We start from the raw sequence: 25,232 nt of genomic DNA on the forward strand, positions 1-25,232 counted from the left end.
ACATAATGACTATTAATAAGGAATTAATTGATAAGCAGTTAATTAATAGGCAGTTAGGATACATGGAAGCAAGAATGCATTATATGCAAGCTTGTTTAAATGGAACCACACAAGGCTGCCTCGCACTTAAAGTTAATGGATGTTTCAATCAAGAGCAGTTTTCCCTCGCAGTTGAAAGCGTTGTTGCTCGTATACCTCACGCTCGTTGCATTATTGTCGAGCGTGGAAACACTCCGTTTTTTTTGGGGGAAGCAACGCCTACGTTGCCGTTGAGTTTTGAGTCTGGTGTGCGTGCAAAGCAATGGTTGCAGATTTTCAATCGGGAAAATAATTCTGCGCTTGATCATTCATCGGCATTGTGGCGTTTGACTGTGTGTCCGGTTGAGGACATGGCTGATCTCACTTATATTTATATGAGTTTGCATCACTCTATAGCAGATGGAACCTCAGCAGATATTTTTATTGATGAGATTTTTAAAGCGTATGCTTCAATTGATGGCGCGATTGCACAAACAGACTTCGAATTTCTTCCTCCTGCAGAAAATTTGTTGCCTGCCGGCTTAACTCAATCTTGGGAAGATTTCAATTCTGTATTCAATCAAGTTGCGGCCTCCCCTGTCCAAAAAATGGATGAATTTGTATCTTCAGTTGATCTGGCGCAGCGTGCTACTAAAACTCTTGAATTAACAATAGCCCCTGAAAAATTGGCAGATATTGAAAGTTACTGTAAGGATATCAATCTGCCATTGAATTCGTTTTTATCAACGGCTTTGTTAAGAGCCTATCATGTTGTAAAGTACAATATGACAGGAACTCTTCATCCAGTTTCGTTCCACACTACATTTTCACTGCGAAGACTTTGCGGGCTAGGCAAGAACAGCTTTGGTTGTTACATGTCTGTAGTTCCAATGACATTTACTCACGAACAGTTAAGTTGTTCTTCGCATGAACTTATCAAGGTTCACCATAAGAAAATATCTCAATCGATATTGAAATTATCTAGGCAGCCAGTATCGTTTGATACGCAAGCAATCAAAGCATCAGTTGCTGGTATTGCCAATTCCCGCAACTTTGCATGCGATATAGGATTTACATTCGGTGAAAGCAATGTGCGTCGTCAATATAATCAATTGTCAATCGAGAATATATATCCAACGGTGAATCGATCAGCAGGGAATATTGCTTTGGTGGTTCATTGTCTAAAGTATAATAATTCCATCAATATTTCGATTAATTACACATCGCCTAATCAAACAGATGAATTTGTGAATAGCGTACTTGCTAAATTCACAGATAATCTTTCCATCCATAATGCATCGGAATGGATTTCAGAAAGTGCCATCTTCGCATAGGAAAAGCAGAGTTTATTTATGAAACTAAAAGAATTAAGTGGCAAAACAATTCCAGCTATTGGTCTGGGCTGTATGGGCATGAGTGAGTTTTATGGTAGCTCTAACGACCTGCAATCAGTAAAGCTTTTACATGAGGCCTATGAGCTGGGTTATAGGCACTTTGACACGGCTGATATGTATGGGCGTGGACACAATGAACAATTGCTGGCATCTTTCCTATCGGAAACGTCTCATGAATGCCGCGAAAAAATTATAGTTGCTACGAAGGCTGGCATCGTCAGAGACGATAAAGATAAGTATGCTATATCTTTTAATAATGGACGTGATTACTTAAAAAAAGCGTGTGAAGACTCATTAAAGCGTTTGAATATTGAATATATTGACCTCTATTACTTGCACCGATTAATTCCCGGGCAAGATGTTGAAGAAGTTATTTCAACATTCATGGAGCTTATTAAAGAAGGAAAAATTCGTACTATTGGACTATGCGAAGTTGATGCTGCAACTCTTGAAAAAGCAAACAAAATCCATCCTATTGCTGCACTTCAGAGCGAGTATTCCTTATGGACTCGTGAAATTGAAGCTTCAGTTCTGCCAATGTGTGAGAAGCTTGGGGTTTCCCTGGTAGCCTTCAGTCCGCTCGGTCGTGGATTTTTAACTGGGGCTGTTACAAAGCAAATGCTTTCTGAAAGCAACAATGACGACCTTCGTAGTAGGCTGCCTCGTTTTAACGGAGATAATTTTGAGAAAAACGGAGAATTACTCATTCGTTTGGATGAGGTAGCGCAGTCGTTAGATATTTCAAAATCGCAACTAGCATTATCGTGGATACTCGCCAAGAGTGAAAAAATTCATATAATTCCTGGAACGCGAAAATCGCATTACTTGCAAGAAAATTTCGAATCCCAAAAAGTCGACTTGACGGCGGAGACACAAGCTCTGTTGGAAGAAATATTCGACGCTGATAATATTTTTGGTGCAAGGTATCCTAGCGCCATTAACCCGAGCAATAATCGTTGAATTAATTCTAGTTAGCGAAAATACTTGACGTATCTATTTTTACCTGCAGCGTCGAGTTCTGATTTGGACTTCTAGGCTATCTTAGACTTGTTTATAAAGCCTCCGAAGTCCAAATTATTTATTTACAGAAAAGACAGATAGCTTAACCCGCTCCTCTTGTTGCAGTTCGGCCAAGAGCGGAAGTTCGTACCTAATGTAGGATGGGCAGTAATGCCAAACCTTTTTATGATTGAATGCCATTATTGGGCATGGCTGCTCAACCTACGAGCTACTTGTTTTTATTTTCTTCAATCTGATTCATGAGTACTTTAATTTTCAAATGTGCATCGGCTATTGCTTCTGGTGTTAACTTTAATGCAATTTGGTCGCGAAAAATCGAAGCATTATTATTGCCGCCAGTTGCAGCCAATGAGAGCCAGATAAAAGCCTGCTTGTAACTCTGAACAACGCCACGACCTTCAGCATACATAAGCCCTAAACCGAATTGAGCATTAACATCACCTTTATTTGCAACCTTTGCAAACCAGATTGCGGCTTGCTTGTCATTCTGAGGGACACCTAAACCCTTCGAGTAAATAAGCCCTAAACTATATTGGGCTTTAGTTTCACCTTGCTCGGCTGCTTTCGTGAACCATGAAAAAGCTTGTTTATAGTCCTGTGGTATCTCACGACCTTCAGCATGCATAAGCCCTAAATTATATTGACCACCAGCATGACCTTGCGTCGCCGCTTTCTTGAACCAAATAACAGCCTGTTTGTAATCCTGCGGCACTCCGAACCCCTGGTAATACATGAGTCCCAAATTATATTGAGCACTAGCAAAATCCTGATTTGCTGATTTGGTATACAGGATAGCGGCTTGCTCGTAATTCCGAGGCACACCCTGGCCTTCAGCATACATAAGCCCTAAATTATATTGGGCGATAGCAAAATCTTTGTTTGCTGCTTTAGTATGCCAAAAGATAGCTTTCTCGTAATTCTGAGGCACCCCAATGCCTTTCGAATACATAAGTCCCAAATCATTTTGCGCGCTAACGTCACCTTGATTGGCTTTAGCTGTTAATTCCTCCAGCTCGCCAGCAAAAGAAGAATTTATCATCAACAATGATGAATACAAAAAAAGTGCGCCTAATACGCGACAATATGTGAAGCAAAAGTTATTCATTTAAGGCCCTTTTCTTTAATTGCTATTTCAATATTTCTTAAGTTTTGGAATGGAAACAACTTCGGCAGAACTATAAAGTGCAGGTTCCGCAGCTTCAAACATCCCTAAATGGGAAGGCACGATAATTGTTGTAGAGTGACATTAAACTTCCGCTTAGGGCACGCTGCCGTCCCTCAATCTGTTGCGGTTCGTAAACTCAGCCTTCGACGGCTTGCGCGAAGCACGGTCTACGCGACCCGCCCTAAAAACAATTAACGCGAAAACATACTCTAAAGCAATTACACAACATAACGAGCTTCATCAAACTACCGGGGTCGCCATGATCAACCCTCTTTAATCTCAATCCACTTTTTATTCGCCGTAGCCATAATCGCCAAATAGCGTTTTTCAAAAGCAGCGGGGTCATACTTGGCGTTGCGTGTGATTAGGAGATTTAATTCGGTGTGTAGGTCAAGCAGTTGATTGCGGATATTGATTTCGTGAATCCATAATTTTTCGGGTGAGCGCAGCACTATGTAGCTGGTCACCATCGGCAAAATAATGGCGAATAATGTGGCGATATTTTTACTGGGAAAATTGAGTAGGGAAAAATCAAAGGCGGTGGCTATGGCGACGAGTACTGAGGCTATGGATGAGGCGCCCCACAGGCTTCGGTGCAACATTTTATGCCGTGAGGCTTCTGTGCTGTGTTTTTTAGCGGCTGCTTCGATGGTTGAAAGCAAAGGGTTGTCATTGCTCATGGTGCCTCCGTACAGTGGGATTTATGTTTGTTGAAAAACAATAGCGATCCTGTGTGCTGATTGTTCCCTTGATCCATGACTAAATCAATTGTTGGGATGTAAAAAAACGCCGTGGGATAAAATCGCACGGCGTTTTTTTAGCACTTTGGTTTATTTGGCTGCTGCGTCCCACACTTTGCCCGATGCAGTGCCGTCTTTTGGTGGGTTGAAAACTTCAACGGCCATGACCTGATAAGTGGGGTCATCGCTTGCGTTGAAGTTATTCATATCCGGAAGAATCCAACCGCTCTCGGCCCAGGCTTTTACGTGATCGGCAAAAATAATTTTATGGTCTTGCCCCAGTGGCATTTGCGTTTTGGGTTTACTCCAATATTGGTAAAAAGTAGTTGGGCCATTGATGGAGGGTTTTTGCTCGCGGATGGACCGGTAGGTGGAATACTCAGTGCCATTGCTCACGAAAGTTTTGCCGTAAACGCCGTCTTTACTTGGGTCGTAAGTCCAACGTTGCAGTATGTAGTATTCAACCAAATGCGCGGGGTTAGAGGTGGGCATATTTTTGTCGAAGCCCCAGCCGTACAAAGTGATGTAACTTGCACCGCTGTCCTCGTTGAAGCGATAACCAATCACGCGATTTTTATCGCCATAATGCCAACCGGGGCCGCCGACATAATTGTAACCACCGCCTTGCCAGCCCACGCTGAATGAACCATCGGTGCTCATCGTCAACGAGGCGGCGCCGCCATCTTTCCAGTGGGTGAAGAAAAGGTTGCCCACATGACCAGTTGCGTGGTTTTGAGTGATGGTGGTGTTGCCGGTGAATTTTTGGGTATAGGCTTTAAATTTTTCGATGCCGCTCGCCTGAACCTGAGCGGCCGAATTCATCGCAGCCGTCTCCGCTGCTTTCTGTTCGGTGGTGCAGCCAGCCATGCTGATTGCCGCCAGCAATAGTGTAGTTTTGAAACCGAAATGATTTTTCAAACGCATATCCCCCGTCTCTATTTATGTATTTTTTTGGCACGCGCTCGCAGTGAATGCGAGTGTGCGGTTAAACACACCACAGCTGTAGTTGTGATGGTATTGAGTAAAGCGGTTATGTGGATCAAATCCACTGCTTCAGTCATGTACGCTACCACGGTGGCCTGCCTGTGTAATCTAACTTAACTTGAATTATCTTTGCGCCAAAACTCCACAAAACCCGCGACTTCATTGGCGGGCATTGGTCGTGCCCAAAAATATCCCTGCGCTTGCGTGCAGCCCAGGCTGCGTAAGAGGGCAGCGGTGCTAGCGTCTTCTACGCCTTCGGCGATGGTTTTTAAACCGAGGCTGGCTGACATTTGGATGATGGCGCGGACGATGGCGGCATCACCGGTTTCATCATCCATTTTGCGTACGAAGGATTGATCGATTTTAAGTGCTTCCACTTCAAATTTTTTCAAATAGCCCAGATTGGAATAGCCAGTGCCGAAATCATCAATCGATAAATGCACACCTTCTGCGCGCAAACTCGATAATGTATTGGCGAGGCGGTCGCTGTCTTCAATCAATAATGATTCGGTGAGTTCCAGTTCCAGATATTGCGGCGGTAAGCCGCTGGTAGAGAGCGCGCCTAAAACAATCGCATCGATATTGCCGCGCTTGAATTGGATCGATGAAATATTGACTGCAACAGCAAATTGCAAAATGCCTTCATCATACCAGCGCTTGGCTTGCTCACAGGCTTCGATGATAACCCATTCGCCTAATTGAATAATTAAACCGGACGATTCCGCGAGCGGAATAAACGTTGCTGGTGGAATGAAACCTTGTTCCGGGTGATGCCAGCGTAACAGCGCCTCCAGGCCGCAGATATCGTTGGTTTGCAAATCAATTTTAGGTTGATAGTACAAACTGAATTGGTTTTCTTGCAGCGCCTTGCGCATACCGGAAATTAAACTGATGTGCTCCAGCATATTGCGGCTGATGGCTGGGTTAAAAAAGCGGAAGCTGTTGCGCCCGGAATCTTTTGAGTGGTACATGGCGATATCGGCTTTTTTTATCAGCGTATCCAGGTCTTCGCCATCTTGCGGTGCGAGTGCAATACCAATCGAACAGGTGCAAAAAATTTCAATATTGCGATAGAGATAATTCTCTGACACTAACTGCAAAATCTCCAGACTCGCTTGCGATACTTCATCGGCGGAGTTGATGTGGGGCATAAATACAATAAATTCATCGCCACCGTAGCGGCATACCAAATCGACTTTTTTGGTGTAACTCAATAGGCGCAACGCTACTTCTTTTAAAATTTGATCGCCCGCTTGGTGGCCAAGTGAATCGTTAATCGGTTTGAGGTTATCCAGGTCAATAAAAATAATGCCCAGCAATTGTTTCTGTGCTTGCGCCTTTTGAAAAATGCTGTCGAAATTATGCTGCGCCATAATGCGGTTGGGCAAACCGGTGAGGGGGTCATGCATCGCCATATGTTCGATATGGCTTTTGGCGGTTTTGACGCGTTCGTTTTCGCGCGCGAGTTCATCCAGTGCGCCGCGGTAGTCGTGCGCAAGCATCCAGACTGCAAAACCAATCACAGTGAGAATCACAATAGTGATGGTGCCGGTCGCTAAATTGATAGGTTCGATCTGGTTGAGGACGATGCCGTATTCATTGACATAGGCAATAGCCATCAACACGGCCACCATAATCGATAGTAGTACCAGCAGCAGGCGTTTATTGCCGAGCATGGCTGCAAAAATCAATACGCCGCTATAGCCCAGCACCGCGCTATCGCGAATGCCGCTACCGACCCAAATGAGATAAGAGAGCATGAGCGTGAGTGACAATAAAAAAATGGCAGCGCCAGTCACCGGGTGTTTTTTATGAATCGCCCAATCCACACTGAATAAAAAAATACCGGTAGCGAGCATGACAATGGCATCGCTATAGCGGCCGGCACTGATGGTAATAATACTGACGAGTAGCAGGGCGATCTGGGTGATGCGCAGGATTTGGACGAGCCGTTTGATTTTTTGTCGGCCAAAATCCTGATAGGCAAGAGATGGCTGATGTACATGAACCTGAGTGCGAGAAGATTTATTGGAGTTTTGATTGTGCACGCTAACACCCTGGAGTTGGTAAGTCTGGCTAACCTGCGGGAATACAGCGTATCTCCATAAAAGTGGGTTTTTCCAACGAGCTAATCCGAGGTCAACTTTATGTATAGCTGATTTATGCCAGAGTGCTACAGCGGCAGCCGGTTTTATCCTGACATTTTGTCTCTAAACATAAAGAAAACTGCACCCAAAAGGCATAAGCCTGCCCAGAGGTAATCCAGCTTCAGCGGCTCTTTCATATAAAACACAGCAAAGGGGACAAATACGCTCAGGGTGATGACCTCTTGCAAAATTTTTAATTGGCCGACACTCATCACGGTATAGCCAATCCGGTTGGCGGGCACCTGCAATAAATATTCAAACAGGGCTATGCCCCAGCTGATCAGTGCAGCAATGATCCAGGGTTTGTGGTTCAACTCTTTGAGGTGTGCGTACCAGGCAAAGGTCATAAAAATATTGCTGCAAAACAATAGGCCGATAGAAATTAATGAGGCTTGCATGGAGGCTCCGATTACTCTGTGTGCTTGGCCAGATCGGCTTTTTTGCCGGCGAAATAAGAGCTGATAATACTCAAGATCCAACTAGCTAATAATATCCACTTACCTTGCTCCCAATAAGGTGATGTAAACATTGCGCCGTGGAGTGAATTCCACATGTGGCCGATATCGATTGCCATATTGCCTTTTTCGATTTCAGCAGCCATCTGTTCATTGAGTTTGAATGCAACGGCAAATAAATTTTTGAACAGCATAATAATCACCAGCGCTGCGGGAATAGCAAAGATGCAACCGCGCAAGTGGTGACGTAAAAAAAATAGGCCTGCACCGGGGAAAATCGTTGCCGATAAAATTGCCGCGCGTTTTGCTTGGCTGAAGGTCTCTGATGGTTTTGTGCTAGTCATAAAAATGTGCGCTCATTATTTTTCAGGTACTAATTGTTCCAGGCGATAAAAGGCTTCGCCTGTTTCGCCGCCGAGATTTTCGGCCAGCCAGGGTAATGTTTCTTCCATTGCACCCCAGAGTGTCCAGGGCGGGTTAATCACAATCATCCCGCTCGATGTCATACCGTATTCAGGGTTATCGGCGCGCAGGCCAAATTCCATCAACTGAATATTTTTAATGCCGGATTTTTTTAATGCCAGTTCCATTTCATCAATACGTTGGCGCAGCACGACCGGATACCAAATCGCGTAGGTGCCGGTGGCAAAACGTTTGTGCGCCTGTAGTAATTGTTTGATCAAATGTTGGTAATCACTTTTCACTTCGTAGGAAGGGTCGAGCAGTACCAGAGCGCGACGCTCCGGTGGCGGCAGCAGGGCTTGCAGGCCGGCAAAGCCATCTTCATGTTCTACTTTAATGCGCTTATCGTCGCGCATGCAATCGCGCAAAAATTGAAAATCGGCGGGATGCAATTCATGCAAAAACAAACGGTCAATCGGGCGCATCAATGTTTGTGCAATTAATGGCGAGCCCGGATAGAGTTGCAATTGTTTGCCGTCATTAATAGTCCGTACCAAATCCAGCAAGCGGGTGATTGCCGCCGGCGTCTGTGCGGTTGACCACAGATGGCCAATACCATTATCAAATTCGCGATTTTTTTGCGCTTGTGGCCCGTTCAATTTGTATACGCCCGCACCGGCATGGGTATCAATAATACGCAGCGGTTTATCTTTTTGGGTCATGTACTCCAGTATGTGAACCAACACTGTGTGTTTGAGTACATCGGCAAAATTACCGGCGTGAAAGCCGTGGCGATAGCTGAGCATAAAGAAATTCCAACGATAAGCGGTGTGGCTGCGGCAAGGAATAGTTCCAGCGCAGCGCAAGGAGCTGAATTATAGCGACCTGCAGGAACAATTGCCCCTACAAGATTGTCACAAAAGAAGCCTTTTAGCCGTGGGGTTTAGCAGTTAAAGTAGCGCCTGACCCCACCACACCAAGAAGAATCCGGAATTGCTGACTTCTGTCTCTCCCTTTGCGCGCGGATTTGCGCTCTTGCTTGCGCTGGTTGCCTTGCCACTTATGGCGGCGGAACCTGAGATCGAGCTTGAAGGCGGCACCAAAAGCCTGCGCGAAAATATTCGCCAACACCTCACCCTCGCTGACGAGAGTTGTAAAACGCCCTTGTGGCGTTTGCACGCGCTGCTCACCGATGCTGAAAATGAAATTGCGGTCGCTGCACAGGCGCTGGGTTACTACGAACTCGAATATGAAGCTAAATTGCGCAACGATAAAGAGTGTTGGGGCTTGGATATCACGCTCACTCCCGGTGAGCCGGTGCGCGTTAAAGAGGTGCGCATCGAGATTAACGGCGAGGGCAGGCAGGACGATATTTTTAAAAGTCTCTACGAGAAACCCGGCATCAAGATTGGCAATAAATTAAATCATGGCAATTATGAAGCCTTGAAAGCGCGCTTTGGCACCTTGGCGGCAATCCACGGCTATTTTGATGCGACTTTTGAGCATTCCCGGATATCCATTAATACCGAAGAGAAATCAGCCATTATTGAATTGGTGTATAACACCGGTAATCGCTACCGTATCGGCGCGATTAATTTGCAGCACGATATTCTCAACGAGAGTTTTTTGCGGCGTTATTTTAATTTCGCGGAAGGCGATTATTACGATTCAGACCAATTACTCGAATTAAAAAATTTATACAACGCCAGCAATTATTTTTCGGTGGCGAGTATTGCACCTAACCTGCAGGAATTAAAAGATAACAAGGTCACCGTTGACATGCAGCTGGAAGCGCGCAAGCGCCGCGAATATTCCGTGGGTGCCGGTGTGGATACGGACGCGGGGCCGCGCGTGTTGTTGGGCTTTGAGGACCGCTATGTCAATTCGAATGGACATTCCATTGCCGCCGATATTAATGCCGCTGAAAAGAAAACTAACGCACTGCTTGCCTACACCATTCCCATGCGCCGCCCAGCCTATGAATTTTTGCGCATTTACACCGGTTATGAAAAAGAAATTACCGATACCACGCGCAGTTACAAGGATACTTACGGCACCAGCTATACCTATTATCAGGATAATAAATGGCTGCAAACCTATGCGCTGGATTATGAGCGGGAAGATTCCACCATTGGTACAGACCCGGAAACCAGTACCGATTTGATTATCCCCTCGGTATCGATTACGCGCACCAAAACAGATGGCAATCCCTATCCGTTATCGGGTTGGACGCTGTTGGCAAAATTATCCGGTTCACCGCAAAGTCTGGGCTCGGATTTTAGTTTTGTGCAATTGCATCTGCGCGCAAAATATATAAAAGGTTTTTCATTCGGACGGATTTTATTGCGTTCGGAATTGGGTACAACCCAGCTGGACGATTTCAGTGAGCTGCCTGCATCGGTTCGTTTTTTTGCCGGTGGTGACGCCAGTGTGCGCGGTTATGATTATAAATCCCTTGGGCCGACCCGCGATTTCAGCGGTTTTACCGGGCCGTTGGAAAATCCGAAGTTGGCTGATGAAGTGATTGGTGGTAATAACCTGCTGGTAAACAGCATCGAATACGATTACCGGTTTGAGGATTCCAAATGGGCTGCTGCCGTTTTTTTTGATGCGGGTAATGCGGCTAACGATACCAAAATTGAGGTCAAGCGCGGCGCCGGTGTAGGCGCGCGCTGGATTTCGCCCATAGGCCCCATCCGCATTGATGTGGCCAAAGCCTTGGATGGCGACGAAGGCTGGCGCCTGCATATCAGCATGGGGCCGGATCTATAATGCACGCTGATGTTTTGCATATGATGTTACGAAAAGCACGCAGTTTTTTGTTTAGTCTGCTGGCGCTGATAATAATTTTGCTCGCCAGCATCAGCGCGCTGGTTGAAACTGAAACCGGCAGCCGTTGGGTAGTCACACGTATCGCCAGTTTGGTGGATATTAGCCTGGGTGATATGTCGGGCAATTTGCGCAGCGGTCTGGATATCGATTTTATTGATTACGCCCAAGGCGAACACCACTATCGCGCGGAGCAGATTTCATTTCGCTGGCGCCCCGCAGCCTTGCTTTACAGTGCGGTATCCATTCAATCGTTACGCGCAAAAAAAGTATTAATTCAAGTTCCGCCTGCAAGCGAAAAAAAATCCACCGCACAACCCTTCAGTCAATGGCCATCCCTTGCCTTACCGGTGCGTATTCGCCTCGACCAATTGACGGTTACTAATATTGATTACGTGCAAGGCGCTACGCATTTGCACTGGAAAAAATTAAGTGGCTCGCTGGGGCTGGGTACCTTTCATCTGCGCTATGACAACCTCGCGTTGCAACACGCCGACTATGCACTTCATTTAAGTGGCACAACTAATTTACGTTTTCCCTATGACACCGAAGCAATGCTGCAGTGGCAATGGCAAGCTCAGCCGCTAGACGCGGACGGTGCAGCCCCCCTTGCCTATATGGGCGTAACTGAGCTGAAGGGGGATTTGGTTGATTTGCAATTGCACAACCAACTCAGTTTGCCGGTGGTGTTGAGTGCTGATGCTACCGTGCAGTTGGTCGATAAAAAACAACAGCTGCAGACAACTCCACCTATGACGCTGTTATTACGTTGGCAACAGCAAACCTTGCCCGCACTCTGGTGGATTCCTGCCCAGCCACTACCTATCACTAATGGAAAATTAACGGCAACCGGCACTTGGCGGCAATACACTGCACAGCTGGATGGCGATATTCATTTACCCGAAGCGCCTGCATTGGCGATTACCGCAGCGGCCAATGGCGATTTGGAAAAAATTAACGTCAGCAATTTATTTATCCGCGAATTGCACAAGGTCATTACCTCAGACCCTAATGCAGTGCTTGATCCGTCAGCGGATTCTGCCAGCGTTGCAGCGGGCAGCGATAAGGAAACCGGATTGCAGCTCAGCGGTGATGTGCGCTGGTTGCCACACGTGGAATGGCAAGTGAATGCCGATGCAAAACGGTTAAATCTCGCCAGCGTGATTGACGATTGGTCGAGCGATATCAACCTGTCTTTTACCACCAGCGGCGCGCGCACTGGGGGTGTATGGCAAGCGGCGCTACAGGATTTCCAATTGTCGGGCGAGTTGCGCGGCGTTAATGTCCGTGGCGAAGGCGACGTATTTTTTGAAAAAAATGCGCTGCGTAGCGATGCCTTCAATGTGATTGTGGGCGCTAACCGTTTGCAAGTGAACGGTGCAATTGGTGAACAGTTTAATCTCGATTGGAATCTCAATGCGCCTTTGCTGCAGCAGTTGGATGAAAGCCTGAACGGCAGTGTGATCAGCAGCGGTGAATTGCGTGGCGATTGGAAAAAACCGCGCGTGCAAATGCAGGCAAGTGCAGTAAAATTTTCCTGGGGCAATTATGCCGTCGACAAACTCGACCTTTCATTAATTCCGGCATTGGCTGATACAGTCTCGGGGAAAATAGCCCCGGAAAAAACTGTCTCGAAAAAAATAATCCAGGAAAAAGCAGCGCCGGAAAAAAATACTACTCAAAAAATTACAGATCCAACACCGCAAAAGCCAGCGGATGAAAATGGCTTGGCTGGCATAGTCAGTGAAATCGTCAATGAACATTATGTGCTGGCGTTTAATGCCAAACAGTTGCGCGTTGCTCAGCAACGTTTTTCTACCCTCAAGCTTGATGGCACAGGTTCCATTAACCAACATCAATTAGCTGCAGTGATAAAAAGTACGGCCTATGGCCATGCGGATTTTAAATTGGTGGGCAATTATGATGGCAGCGAATGGCAAGGCAAATTAACGCAGCTAGCGATCAAGGCAAAGCGTGTACCGCGTTGGTGGCTCACCGGCAGTAAACCGATTCGCGTCAATAAAACCTCAGTGCAGTTGGGCACACAGTGTTTGACCACACGCAGCAATTTAACAGCGGTGGTGGAAAATGCGGAACTGTTAGAGCGCGAACAATTGATCGGCGAGTGGCTGCCCAATCAATCGCCGGTTAAAAGCCCCTATGCATGGTTGGATCAGCATCACGCGTTGCCTTCGTCTGGCATAGAAAAATATTCGCTGCCGCAATTGTGTATTGATGGCGAGTGGGCGCGAACCACAGGTGCGAAATTAAATGTGCTGGTGGATTCTGTTCCTCTGCGCCAATTTCTCGCGCTCTTTAAAGTGGAAGTGTATTTCGCCGGTGTGATGGACGGCTCGCTGCATGCAACCAGCCAGGATTTTTCGCTCGCAAACACCCAGGTCAGTACCAATATCAGCACGCGCAATGCCGAGTTGCGCTACCAATATTCTGGTGGCACTACGGAAGTTTACGCCTGGCGAAATTTTGGTGTGCGTGCGACGTTGGATAAAGCATTGCTCGATGTTGTTGCCGGAATGGAGTGGGTTGGCTATGGCAATATCGATGCAAATAGCCAATTGGATTTGGCGCAGAAAAAAATTAACAATGGCAAATTGCAGGCGCGATTTGACAACCTTGCTCCGCTGGAAACACTGCTGACTTATGCCAACGATGTGAAAGGTGATTTCCGCGCGGATTTAACCGCAGGCGGAAGTTTTACCAAGCCTTACGTACTGGGCGATATTAGCCTGCGCAATGGCACGGCTAATTTGCCGCGCCTGGGGTTGGACCTCACCAATATTGAATTGCAGATTAACTCCACCCAAGCGGGTGATATTAATCTGGTGAGCCAATTGCAATCCGGTGACGGGCGTTTATCGCTGGTGGGCGATTTACATCAATTCGGTACACCCGATTGGAACCTGCAGGGGTTTATCAATGGCGCCGATTTTAAAGTGATCTCGCTACCGCAATTAAAAGCAACGCTCAGCCCCGATCTTAAACTCACCGCGAATCGCGAGGCGATGCACATCTCAGGCGAGGCCGTTATTCCCTGGGCGCGCGCCAATATCAAACGTTTGCCGGAATCCGCCGTCCAGGTATCGAACGATGCGGTGATAGTGAATGAAAATTTCTCAACGGATGGTGAAGCCCCGCCCATCGAATTTTTTACCAATTTAAAATTGTCGCTGGGCGATGATGTTCAATTCAAAGGGTTTGGTTTAAACAGTAAATTGTCGGGCAAGTTAAGTTTGTTAAAAGAATCCGGACGGCAATTTTTTACCAGTGGTTATGTGAGTGTGGCCGACGGTAGTTATAAAGCTTACGGGCAGACCTTGACCATTGATCGCGGCCGTTTGGTATTTCAGGGACCTTATGAAAATCCGGGGCTGGATATTCGCGCCTCACGCGTCATTAAAGATGACGATGAAACCAAAGTAGGCCTGGAAATTGGCGGTACCTTGCAGCGCCCAATTGCCCATGTTTTTTCCGTGCCGACCCGCTCTGAAAGCCAGGCGATGATGATGTTGCTCACCGGCAAGCCAGCCAATGATGTGACCAGGGCTGACGCATCAGTGCTGCTTGGGGCGATGAGTGGATTGGGTGTGGATTCCGATGGCTCCATCGCATCGCAAATTACCCAGTTATTCCGGCTCGATGAGCTCGAAGTGAAATCGGACGAAGGTATTGATCAAAGCCAATTGTTTATTGGCAAATATCTCACGCCAAAACTGTTAGTGCGTTATGTGGTGGGCATTTTTGATCGCGCCTTTAGTTTGGGTATGGAATATCAACTGACCAAGCATTTGCGCCTGGAAGCTGAGTCCGGTGAAACCCAAAGTGTGGATGTGGTATATAAAATCGAGCGCTAAAGTATCCTGCACCCAAGCGGGTAAACTTGCGTTATTCACGCTGCATTGTGTTTTCATTTATGTTATTTCTAGCGCCTCTCACACATATACCCAATAAGAACTTACGAGGCGCTGCTATGAAATCCCCGCATCACTATTTGAAGCTATTTTTATTTCCGCTGTTTATTTTTATCAGTGCAAATGTGCTGGCCGACGATGCCTGGCAAAACGCCAGCGGTTGGTGGAACGCAACGGATATTCCCGCGTTTGATAAAAGCAAAATCACCCAGCAACTTTCATTGGTAAAAGTGCAGGGCAATAAATTTGTCGATGCCAAGGGCAATGTGGTGATTTTTCGCGGGGTGAATATTGCCGACCCGGATAAAATCGCCAATGACAAACGCTTTACCAAAAAACATTTTGAAGTGATCAAGGCCTGGGGCGCTAATGTGGTGCGTGTGCCGGTACATCCATCGGCCTGGCGCAAGCAGGGTAAAAAAGCCTATTTGGCACTCCTCGACCAAACCGTTATCTGGGCGAATGAATTGGGTATGTATGTGATTATCGATTGGCACTCGATCGGCAATCTCAAATCGCAAATGTTCCAAAACAATTCCTATTACACCGATAAAGGTGAAACCAACGATTTCTGGCGCACCGTATCCGAACGCTACGCCGGTGTAAATGCCGTGGCTTTCTATGAAATTTTTAATGAGCCGACGGTATTTAGTGGCCGTTTAGGGGTGGTGAGCTGGGCGGAGTGGAAGGCGATCAACGAAGAAATTATCACGGTGATCCAAGCGCACAACCCCAATGCGATTTCACTCGTTGCAGGGTTTAATTGGGCTTACGATTTGACCCCGGTGGCGACTGCACCAATCGAGCGCGAGAATGTGGCTTATGTCAGCCATCCTTATCCGATGAAAGTGGGCGCTCCCTACGAAAAAAATTGGACGCGTGATTTTGGCTTTCTCGCGGATAAATACCCGGTGTTCGCCACTGAAATTGGCTACCAGTTAGCAACCGATAAAGGCGCGCATATTCCGGTGATTGACGATGGTAAATACGGCAAACGCATCACTGATTATTTTGGCGATAAAGGTATTAGTTGGGTGGCTTGGGTATTTGATCCGGATTGGTCGCCGCAACTGTTTACCGACTACAACACCTACGAGCCAACCATGCAAGGCAAGCATTTCCGCGAAGTCATGCAGCGCGAAAATAAGAAATAGTTTTTATATAACCCCCTTCCTTACAATCTATGAAAGCAAGAGGCAGCACACAATCATCTTGTGTGCTGCGTCCTGATTTCACACATTGTCACTTAAGTACAATTGTTTTTTTGCGGCGAGCGCGTAGACTCGCCGACACTTGTTGCTACAGCGGCAATAGTTCCAATAACAATAATGAAATAATGTGTTAGTCGGCGTGGTCTCCCAGTTTTTGCAGTTTCTGTTGGTTCAATACCTCATGTGTTTTTGCGGCAGTAGTTTTCGCTTGAAAGCTCAGCCTACTAAATTTCATCGAGGGATTTTTTATGCGTATCAAAATTTTATTGTCCGGGCTGGTGCTCGCCACGCTCGCATCCAGTGCGCTAGCGGCGAATCGCCCCGCGGGCTATGTCACTATCTGTTCTGAAAATAAAACCTGTTCGGTTGCGAATGCAACGACGGTGGCCTTTGGCCGCGCGGATAAATTTACCTATAAATTATTGTCGGGCAGTTTTGTGTGCTCTGAAGCGGTATTTGGCGCGCGCGTTGCCGGTGGCGTAAATGAATGTTCGATAGCGCGCACCACAAATTCAAGCAGCTCTGTACCTGCGCAGTCGTCATCCAGCAAACCGGTAGTGAGCAGTGCGCCCAGCTCGGCACCCAGTTCAAAAAGTTCAGTTAGTAGCGTGAAAAGTTCTGTGGCCAGTTCGTCATCCAGTTCCGTGACCAATCCTCCGGTCGGTAGTTACTATCCGGGTTGTGAAAAACCCGAGCCGACAGAAACTGTGCAATTGCCGGCTACACGTGTTGTTGTCGCAGGTGAAGTGTTTGATGGTTTAAATAAGCGCTACAACCTTTCTGGTGGTGGTCAGGGCGAAGGCCAACCACCGTTGTTTGATGTGCAGGAAGGCGGGGTGGTGCGCAATGTCATTATCGGTTCTGCAGCTGCTGATGGTATCCACTGTAAAGGCAACTGCACCATCGATCATGTGTGGTGGGAAGACATCGGTGAGGATGCAGCAACGGCAATGGGACCAGCGGGAACCATCATGAATGTGACCTGCGGTGCAGCCTTCAATGGTTCGGACAAAACTTTCCAATTTAATGGTCGCGGCGAATTGCACATCAGCAAATTCTATGTGCAAAGCGCAGGTAAATTGGCGCGCACCTGTGGCGACTGCACCAACAACGGTGGCCCGCGCAAGATTGTGATCAACGATGTGATTACGCGCGATGTCAGCACGATTGTGGGTATCAATACCAACTTTGGTGATACCGCCACGATTCGCAATTTAACACTGAACAACAGTGGCACCTCGAAGACCAAAATCTGCCAGGTGTACAAAGGTGTAGTGAAAGGTTCAGGCAGCAGTTCGGCGCTCGGTGTGGAGTTTGATACTCCCAATTGTGATGTACGCCAAGCCGATGTGACCTTGCTCGGTGTCAGCCAAATGAATACCTCTGCTTGTGCGGGATCTTGCCCCATTCCCTAAGCGCTTCGTCGTCCGTAGCGCATCGCTTCTGCCCAATCTGCAAAGATTGGGCAGTTTTTTTATGTGGGCACGGCATCTGGGCAACTGCATTATTTTGGAAAGTTCAGGGGTTTTTCGCATTGACCCTGTTCAGGTAAGTAGGGCGATTTCAAACAAAATATTTTGCGTTGGTTGAGATGCAACTGCGCTATATCAGCGGCGTGATGCTGTTTGAATAACCGATCAAACTCACCGCTGCGCTGCAGTTTTTGCAAACCCAATTTCACCCGCTGCGCCAACTCTGGAAATTGTTTGCTGATGTGCAAATAAATTGGATAGTCGTAGTAGATCAACACATGTGGTTCTACCGCTAAAAACGGGAACTTGGCTTTCTGGTCGCGCCAGGTGTACATCACCTCGTCAGCCCCCAGTGGTAAGCATTCAAAACGTTTGGCGGCAAGCATTTCAAACAGTGCTTCAAAGGTGGGCGCCTGTTTAGGGTGGATGCCATTGTGTTTGTAAATTTCCACATCGGCCCAGTTGAGCCCCTGGGCGATTTGCAATTGGTTGAGCGAGTGTAATTTATCGCTAGCGGGAAAGTTGGCGGGATTGATCAGGCACACGCGATAGCCGAGCAGGCCGCGCAGTATATCGACCGGTACAGTAATCACATCGGCGCGCGCGATCACTGTGCCCGGTGACGCCCAGAGCAGGTTGAGGATTTTGCCCTCGCTGATTAGCAATGCCTGGCGTTTGGCACTGGGCTCCTCACCAAAGGGGACGAGTTGGTACTCGCCAAATTCAGCGCGGGTCACATCCAGGATTTTGGCAATCAATTCAAATTTGTAGGCGTGGCGCGCATCTTTGGCGCCGCGGTCGTAGTAACGCACTACAATCGGATTCGGCGTTGTGGTGGCATCTTCCGGGGGCGCTTTTGCTGTAGTCGATGAGGGCGCGGCCAGTGTGGGCAGCGCCATCAGCAAGATAGATAGGAGCAGGACGTATTTCACGATAAGTCGCTCTTTAGTGGTGGCTTCATAAGCTGGCGCTACCAGGTTAGTCGGGCAGTGATATACCCACGGCGCCCGGCCACATCATAGGTCATGGTATCGGTATTCACATCCAGCCAACTGGCCACGTAAGGGGCGCGCTGGTCGAACAGGTTGTCGATGCCGAGGGCGAGCTGCAACGCCTGGCTGGCCTGATATTGCAGTTGTACATGATGGTAGGTAATGCTTTCCTGGCGTGCGCCTATGGCTTCGGGCGGGGCGCCCAACTGCTTGCCGCTATCCAGATATTGCACGCTGTAGGCGCCTGACCAGTCGCCGCGCTCCAGGGTGAGTCGAGCGAGTGAGCGCCACTGCAAATAGCTGCCGCGACCGCTGGTGACCTTACCCGCATACTCGGTTTTGGGCGCTTGTTGGTAGAGCTGGATTTCATAACTGCGCAAATAGCTGCTCTCCCAATCCAGGCGTGCCTGCCAGCTACCCACTGCAAATTCGCTAAATACGCCAATATCGATGCCCTCTTGTTCCTCTTGGGCAGCATTCATCAAACGGGTCGAGAGAAAGTTGACGTCGCCGGAGTTGGGATTGCGGGTGAAGTGCCGATCGCCGCAGAACGGCAGGGACAATAAAGTGGAGTTATAACAGGCGGCGAGACGGGTATTGCCATCGATAGTGACAATGGCCTCGTCGATACTGATGTTGAAGTAGTCCAGACTGAGGGTGAGTGGCACAGCGAAGGCCGGTTGCCACTGGATTCCCAGAGTGCGGGTTTGCGCCTCTTCCGGTTTAAGGTCCGCGTTGCCGCCGAGTGTCGTGGGGATGCTGGTGGTTAGCTGCTGGAAATTGGCAGGCACACCATCGGCCAGACAGTTCTGGTAGACAGCTGAGCTGCTGGGCAGGTTGCTCCAGTTACTGCAGGGGTCGCGGGTGATTTGAAAGAGTACTTGGGTGCCGGAAAACAGTTCGGGGATATTGGGTGTGCGAAAGGCACTGGCGAGGTTGGTGCGCACTTGCAGGCTGGGGGTTAGCTGCCAATTGAGCCCCAGTTTGTAGTTGGTGGTATCGCCAAACTGATCGTAATCGGAATAGCGCACCGCGGTGCTCAGTTCCAATGACTCAATACCCCGCAATCTATTTACAAGCGGAACCTGGGCTTCAATAAATCCTTCGATCGCCTCTAGCTGCCCCATGACCGGCTCTTGGGGATTGTTGTTGGCGATACCGGCGCGGTTGAGAGGATCGGGTGTACGCCAGGCCTTGTCGCGCCGCAGCTCCAGTCCGGTCGCCAGCATCAGCGCACCAGCGGGGACTTGCATCAGTTCGCCGTTCAGGTTGGCACTCAGGCTCTGTTGTTCATTGCCGCCATGGTCGGTGGTATCGAGCATCAGGAAGTCGAGCAGCTCCTGGCTCAGGTCGCCATAGCCCAGGTAGTCACCACAGGGAATACTGGCTCCGGGGGCATTGCTACAGATACTGGTATCGAGCGATTGCTCGACTCGATCGAGGTTGGCGACATTGGTCCAGCCATCGGTGCCGGTATTGCGGCTCCAGTTGATGGCGGTCTGCCAGTGCCAGAGATCGTTGAAGGCGCCCTCCAACCCAATCAGCCCATAGTAGTAATTCACATCCTGATAAAAATCCCGCGTACCCGCCTCTAACAAGCGCCTCCGCTCCAGTACCAGCGCCTGCCCGGTCGGGTTGGTGGGGTGATCAGCAGCCAGTGAAATCGGGCGATTGGTGCCCAGGGTGCCGGGCGAGGCCAGTTGTTCTGAATCGCGTTTGGTGTAGATAAGTGTGGAGGTGAGCCGCGTTTGCTCATCGAACCGGTATTCGCCTTTTCCACTTAGACTGAAGCGCGCAATCGGATTGACGGCGTTGAGATAGGAGTTGGCATTGAAGTTGTGTTTGCTGGCGGAGTAGGGCTCGTAAAAGTCGCCGTCGCCACCCGCGGTCTGGTTGAAGTTGACGCGCTGGCCATTGGCGAGCCGGGCGCGTCCGCCGATGGTATTGCCGCTGTCCACGCAGGTTAATTCGCCGGCGACTTCACCCAAGCCGCAGGGCGCACGATCTGCCATGTTTACGGCGTCGCTCTCGAAGTGGCTGAGATTAAGCAGCAGCGAACCCTGTTCGCCGCGCGTGCCCCAACTTATTTGCGTCGCTTGCTCGGCGCCATCCTGCTGGCTGGTTTCACCATAGCGGACACTGGCCTCACCACCTGCAAGCCCGGTGCGGGTGATGATATTAACCACCCCGGCGACCGCGTCGGCACCGTAAATTGCCGAGGCGCCATCGCGGAAAATTTCAATCCGCTCAACCAGTGCCAAAGGGATTGCATTCAGGTCAACCGCCGCGTTGGCGCCGGTGCCGCCATTGGCCAGACGGTGGCCATCAAGCAAGACCAGGGTGCGGTTGATGCCTAACCCGCGCAGATTGACATGGGTACTGCCATTGCCATTGACTGCCCAGTAGGCGTTGCTCTGGTTGCCGGCATAACCTGCCGATAGGGGTAGGCGTTGCAGCAGTGCTTCCAGTGAAGTGGCGCCGGTGCGGACAATGGTATCCCGGTCAATCAGGGTAATAGGGCCGGTGGGTGAGGCGTTGGCAGCAGAGATATGGCTGCCGGTAATGCGGGTTTGCATCAACTCGCTCAGGTCCATATTCAGGTAATCATCGATGGAGCTGGCGGGTTGGGCGTAGCTGCCAGAGGTTAGCACCAAGCCTGCCAGAAGCATCAAAGCGGCCGGTATTGGTAATTCTGGATGGTGATAACGTATTAACGTATTACTGGGTGGCATAAATGGGGGTCCGGGGATGAACTGGCTGATCTAAGCCTAGTCGCTTAAAGAATAGCAGCCGAAATATGTGCTGGCATTAGCTGTCACCAAACATTCCCTCTTCACAAAAACGTAAAGTGAAACAGGCCCAGTTTGCATTTTAGCGCCAACATGGGACGACCGGACTTAATTTCAGGTAGACGATAACCACACTGGAGCACAGTTTCCCCCCAGTCTCAGGGCAATCCGACAACAGGAATCTAACAACAATAACAGTGACGTAGTAATCCACCAGAGACGCTTGTGCTCCCGGTTCAAATAATCAATAACAATTATTGGGTCACTAATATGAAACGATTCAAACGAGTCCTGCTTCTGCTGGGCGCGCTGGGTTTTGCCCATGCGAGCCAATCTGCAATCCTCAATTATGGCGCCGGTAATATCAGCGATACCATTAACACCGCGGGCTGGAAATGTACCGTCGATTACGGTAACTGGATCCACAATGCCGGTGTGGTCAAGCCCGGTGTCAGCAGTTGTAATCCCATAGGTGCGCCTACCCAACTGTATCCGCAAGAAGTCGCACCCGCGAGCACCAAGCCCACCATGACTCACCGCTGGTGGGGTTCAATCCCGTTTATGGGTGAGATGAAGGTCGGTGCTTCAACGGATTCTGGCTATATCACCCCCGATCCGATCACTGCACGTATCACCGAGCGCGGTGTGCGTATCCTGGGGATTCCCGGTGGCCTGCGCACCGGTACCAACGATACCCTCTACTCAATTCCCGATCCGTTCAGCGAAGTATTTGACGGTATCGCGGTTGGCAACTCGGCCTATTCCAATCTGGAAGCCTTCCTGAAAGATTACAGCGATGGTTCGGTCACTGTGCAATGGAAAAGCGGCGCTACCGCCGTAATGGAAGCGACTTTCGTGCACGGCTCCCCCTACGTGTACTTCACTGCCCTACAGGGCAATCTGGTTATTCGCACCAAGTCGGCTGATGGCGGCGAGAAGGGTGTGTTCCACCAAAGTGGCAACAACCTGGGGATTTGGACTGATGTGGCGGGCAACCGCAATGCCTTCCTGATTGTCGGCCACGATGCCACCACCTATAGCGGTGTGAATACCAATAGCATCGGTGTTAACAACAGTACCAAGCGCATGACGGTGGCCTGGTTGCCACAGCTGACCGGTACTCCGGACGCGGCAATGATCTCAGCCTTTGCCCAGTACGCTGCCCAGCGCGTAGACAAAGTGAACATCAACTACACCGTTGATCGCGCGGCCAACAAAGTGACCGTCAGCCACCAATACCAATTCAACGGTGCCAATGTGACGACTATGGCGGGCCTCTTGCCCTTGCACTGGAAAAACTCTACGCAAGGCGTCACCAGTTACAAAGTGCGCTCTGCGCGCGGTGTGACCAAGTTTGCGGCGACCAGCAACTTTAGTTACACCATCCCTTATGTGGGGGTGTTGCCTTACTTCCCGGAAAACATCGGCGATTACAACGCGACCCAATTGCGCGCGCTGGTGACCGAATTTGTTAATCAGGGTACATCCAAGTGGAACACCGCGACCGACACCTACTGGGCCGGTAAAAACTACGGCAAAGTCGCTGAACTCGCAGCGATTGCCCGTTCCATCGGCATGACCACCGAAGCCAACCAGATGATCGCCTGGCTCAAGGCTGAGTTGCAGGATTGGTTCCGCGCCAATACTACCGGCGCCCTGGATACCACCAAATACTTCGCCTACGAAAGTAACTGGAACACCTTGCTTGGGTTTGATGAATCCTTCGGCGCGCAACAACAGCTGAACGATCACCACTTCCACTATGGTTACTTTGTGCGTGCCGCTGCGGAAATCTGCCGTATCGATGCTGCCTGGTGTGGATCTACCCAATACGGCCCCATGGTCGAGTTGCTGATCCGCGATTATGCCGCTGGCCGCGACGATGCTATGTTCCCCTATCTGCGCAATTTTGACCCTGCCTACGGTTTCTCCTGGGCATCTGGCCACGCCAACTTCGCCCTGGGTAACAACAACGAATCGACTTCAGAAGCCGCTAACGCTTATGGCGCCATCGTCCTCTACGGCATGATCACCGGCAACAACGCCATTACCGAGCGCGGTATGTACCTGCATGCCTCATCGACTGCGGCCTACTGGGAATACTGGAATAACATCGACCGCTACAAAGGTCTGGGTGGCGATTACGACAACTTCACCTCGACTTATACCAAGCCGACTACCTCAATTATCTGGGGCAATGGCCATGTGTTCTCTACCTGGTTCAGCGGTGCCTACGCGCACATCCTTGGTATTCAAGGCCTGCCACTCAGCCCGCTGGTACTGCATATCGGCCAACACCCTGGCTACCTGAATAACTATGTGACCTTGGGCTTGAGCGAGTCTTCCAACGGCAAACCGTCCGGCCTGCCCAACGGCCAATGGCGCGATGTCTGGTGGAATATCTGGTCCATGACCAACGGCCAGGCGGCGGTGGACGATATGTTGGCCTACGGCCTGAACAATCTGATCCCGGAAGAAGGCGAGACCAAAGCGCACACCTATCACTGGGTGTACACCTACAAACAACTGGGTCATCTGGCGACCGGTACTGGTGCGCTGACCGCTAACCACCCTGCGGCGGTAGCATTCAACAAGAATGGCATCCTGACCTATATCGCCTACAACTTCGGTTGTGCAGCGATCAACGTGGCTTACTCCGATGGCACCAGCTTCTCTGTTCCTGCGAAAGGCTATGCCTTGAAGCGCACTGGTCAATCGGTAGTATCCAGCGGTGCTGGTTGTGGTGGTACGAGCAGCTCAGCGCCAAGTTCGGTGCCTCCGAGCAGTGTTGCCCCATCCTCAAGATCATCGGTAGCACCGAGTTCGGTCGCCAGTTCAGTCGCTGCTACACCATACGGTCACACGGTGTTAACCAGCAATAGCGTGCGTTTCCATGCGAACAATGCGGCTTGGGCGGATATTCACTACACCATCAACGGTGGTGCGCAGCAAAACATTCGCATGACCAATGCGAGCAATAACAACACCTATACCCTGACCAACATTCCGGCAGGTGCGACCGTGCGCTACTTCTTCACCATCGCCCAGGGTGCAGGTGCAATTGATACCGCATGGGTGCAATTCGGTTGCTGCTCCGGCGGCACCTCAAGCACTCCCGCTAGCAGCACTCCCGCTTCCAGTAGCCGTAGCTCTGTAGCCAGCTCGGCTCCAGCGTTCAGCCAGCTTGTTCAGGCGGAAGCATTTACGGCGATGAGCGGCGTACAGACGGAAGCCACCACCGATACTAACGGCGGTCAAAACGTGTCTTACATAGATGCAGGTGATTGGATGGCCTACGCCAATATCACCATCCCGACCACCGGCAGCTATCGCATCGAATACCGCGTCGCCAGCCCTTCAGGTTCATTGCTGTCATCTGACCTGAATGCAGGTGCTATCCAGCTGGGCAATGTGACAATCCCGGCGACTGGTGGCTGGCAAAACTGGACGACTGTAAGCCAAACGGTGACCTTGAATGCGGGCACCCACAGCTTTGGCATCTTTGCCCAGCAGTCAGGGTGGAATTTGAACTGGTTCCGGATTACCAAGTTGTAACTATCGCTTAAAACAACCAGTGGGATAAACCTGACCCCTGCCAGAGCCAACTCTGCCAGGGGTTTTTTATGCGTACCACTTTTTATGTTGTGTAGAACTTACACACCCCTGGTAATGCGTAAAAATTAAT

General features: G+C 49.5%; 16 protein-coding genes. 7 read left to right on the forward strand and 9 right to left on the reverse strand.

The window, feature by feature from the left end; translation table 11 throughout:
• Nucleotides 1-5 precede the first annotated feature (5 nt).
• Both B4E62_RS15960 and B4E62_RS15965 read left to right on the forward strand, forming a co-directional pair.
• The gene (locus tag B4E62_RS15960) at nucleotides 6-1,352 is read left to right on the forward strand and encodes a condensation domain-containing protein (protein WP_331352739.1); all 1,347 of its coding nucleotides are present in this window, start codon (nucleotides 6-8) and stop codon (nucleotides 1,350-1,352) included.
• An 18-nt stretch (nucleotides 1,353-1,370) separates the two neighbouring features.
• Nucleotides 1,371-2,372, forward strand: coding sequence for an aldo/keto reductase (locus B4E62_RS15965; RefSeq protein WP_331352740.1), 1,002 nt, complete (start codon nucleotides 1,371-1,373; stop codon nucleotides 2,370-2,372).
• Between the two features lie 268 nt (nucleotides 2,373-2,640).
• On the opposite strand, the gene B4E62_RS15970 is transcribed toward B4E62_RS15965, so the two are convergent.
• From B4E62_RS15970 to B4E62_RS16000, 7 genes are all read right to left on the reverse strand, one after another.
• The gene (locus B4E62_RS15970; RefSeq protein WP_331352741.1) at nucleotides 2,641-3,537 is read right to left on the reverse strand and encodes a tetratricopeptide repeat protein; all 897 of its coding nucleotides are present in this window, start codon (nucleotides 3,535-3,537) and stop codon (nucleotides 2,641-2,643) included.
• A 323-nt stretch (nucleotides 3,538-3,860) separates the two neighbouring features.
• Nucleotides 3,861-4,277: a hypothetical protein gene (locus tag B4E62_RS15975; protein ID WP_331352742.1), complete on the reverse strand. Its 417-nt coding sequence runs from the start codon at nucleotides 4,275-4,277 to the stop codon at nucleotides 3,861-3,863.
• Between the two features lie 150 nt (nucleotides 4,278-4,427).
• Complete coding sequence (locus tag B4E62_RS15980; RefSeq protein ID WP_331352743.1) at nucleotides 4,428-5,261, reverse strand: glycoside hydrolase family 11 protein; 834 nt, start codon at nucleotides 5,259-5,261, stop codon at nucleotides 4,428-4,430.
• A 173-nt stretch (nucleotides 5,262-5,434) separates the two neighbouring features.
• Complete coding sequence (locus B4E62_RS15985) at nucleotides 5,435-7,369, reverse strand: putative bifunctional diguanylate cyclase/phosphodiesterase (RefSeq protein WP_331352744.1); 1,935 nt, start codon at nucleotides 7,367-7,369, stop codon at nucleotides 5,435-5,437.
• Nucleotides 7,370-7,512: 143 nt separating this feature from the next.
• Entirely contained in the window at nucleotides 7,513-7,866 is a 354-nt protein-coding gene (locus tag B4E62_RS15990) for a DMT family protein (protein ID WP_310068228.1), read from the reverse strand.
• An 11-nt stretch (nucleotides 7,867-7,877) separates the two neighbouring features.
• Entirely contained in the window at nucleotides 7,878-8,267 is a 390-nt protein-coding gene (locus tag B4E62_RS15995; protein WP_331352745.1) for a hypothetical protein, read from the reverse strand.
• 15 nt (nucleotides 8,268-8,282) lie between these two features.
• Nucleotides 8,283-9,131: a 23S rRNA (adenine(2030)-N(6))-methyltransferase RlmJ gene (locus tag B4E62_RS16000; protein ID WP_310068224.1), complete on the reverse strand. Its 849-nt coding sequence runs from the start codon at nucleotides 9,129-9,131 to the stop codon at nucleotides 8,283-8,285.
• A gap of 187 nt (nucleotides 9,132-9,318) precedes the next feature.
• Between B4E62_RS16000 and B4E62_RS16005 the strand changes: the two genes are divergently transcribed.
• The 4 genes from B4E62_RS16005 to B4E62_RS16020 all read left to right on the forward strand — a co-directional run bounded on the left by B4E62_RS16005 (nucleotide 9,319) and on the right by B4E62_RS16020 (nucleotide 17,709).
• Complete coding sequence (locus B4E62_RS16005) at nucleotides 9,319-11,097, forward strand: autotransporter assembly complex family protein (protein WP_310068221.1); 1,779 nt, start codon at nucleotides 9,319-9,321, stop codon at nucleotides 11,095-11,097.
• A 20-nt stretch (nucleotides 11,098-11,117) separates the two neighbouring features.
• Entirely contained in the window at nucleotides 11,118-15,026 is a 3,909-nt protein-coding gene (locus B4E62_RS16010; protein WP_331352746.1) for a translocation/assembly module TamB domain-containing protein, read from the forward strand.
• Between the two features lie 116 nt (nucleotides 15,027-15,142).
• Nucleotides 15,143-16,237 carry a glycoside hydrolase family 5 protein gene (locus B4E62_RS16015; protein WP_310068216.1) on the forward strand — a complete coding sequence of 365 codons (1,095 nt, stop codon included), beginning with the start codon at nucleotides 15,143-15,145 and terminating at the stop codon, nucleotides 16,235-16,237.
• A 305-nt stretch (nucleotides 16,238-16,542) separates the two neighbouring features.
• Complete coding sequence (locus B4E62_RS16020) at nucleotides 16,543-17,709, forward strand: pectate lyase (RefSeq protein WP_331352747.1); 1,167 nt, start codon at nucleotides 16,543-16,545, stop codon at nucleotides 17,707-17,709.
• 89 nt (nucleotides 17,710-17,798) lie between these two features.
• Here the strand turns inward: B4E62_RS16020 and B4E62_RS16025 are convergent, their stop codons facing one another.
• Together B4E62_RS16025 and B4E62_RS16030 are read right to left on the reverse strand one after the other, a co-directional pair.
• On the reverse strand, nucleotides 17,799-18,698 hold the full coding sequence (locus B4E62_RS16025; protein ID WP_331352748.1) for a hypothetical protein: 900 nt from the start codon (nucleotides 18,696-18,698) through the stop codon (nucleotides 17,799-17,801).
• 38 nt (nucleotides 18,699-18,736) lie between these two features.
• On the reverse strand, nucleotides 18,737-21,490 hold the full coding sequence (locus tag B4E62_RS16030; RefSeq protein ID WP_331352749.1) for a TonB-dependent receptor: 2,754 nt from the start codon (nucleotides 21,488-21,490) through the stop codon (nucleotides 18,737-18,739).
• A 327-nt stretch (nucleotides 21,491-21,817) separates the two neighbouring features.
• Between B4E62_RS16030 and B4E62_RS16035 the strand changes: the two genes are divergently transcribed.
• Nucleotides 21,818-25,102, forward strand: a complete 3,285-nt coding sequence (locus B4E62_RS16035) for a glycosyl hydrolase (RefSeq protein WP_331352750.1) — start codon at nucleotides 21,818-21,820, stop codon at nucleotides 25,100-25,102.
• Nucleotides 25,103-25,232 lie beyond the last annotated feature (130 nt).

This window comes from Cellvibrio sp. UBA7671, from assembly GCA_002483145.1.
In the GTDB taxonomy this organism is placed as follows: Bacteria; Pseudomonadota; Gammaproteobacteria; order Pseudomonadales; family Cellvibrionaceae; genus Cellvibrio; species Cellvibrio fibrivorans.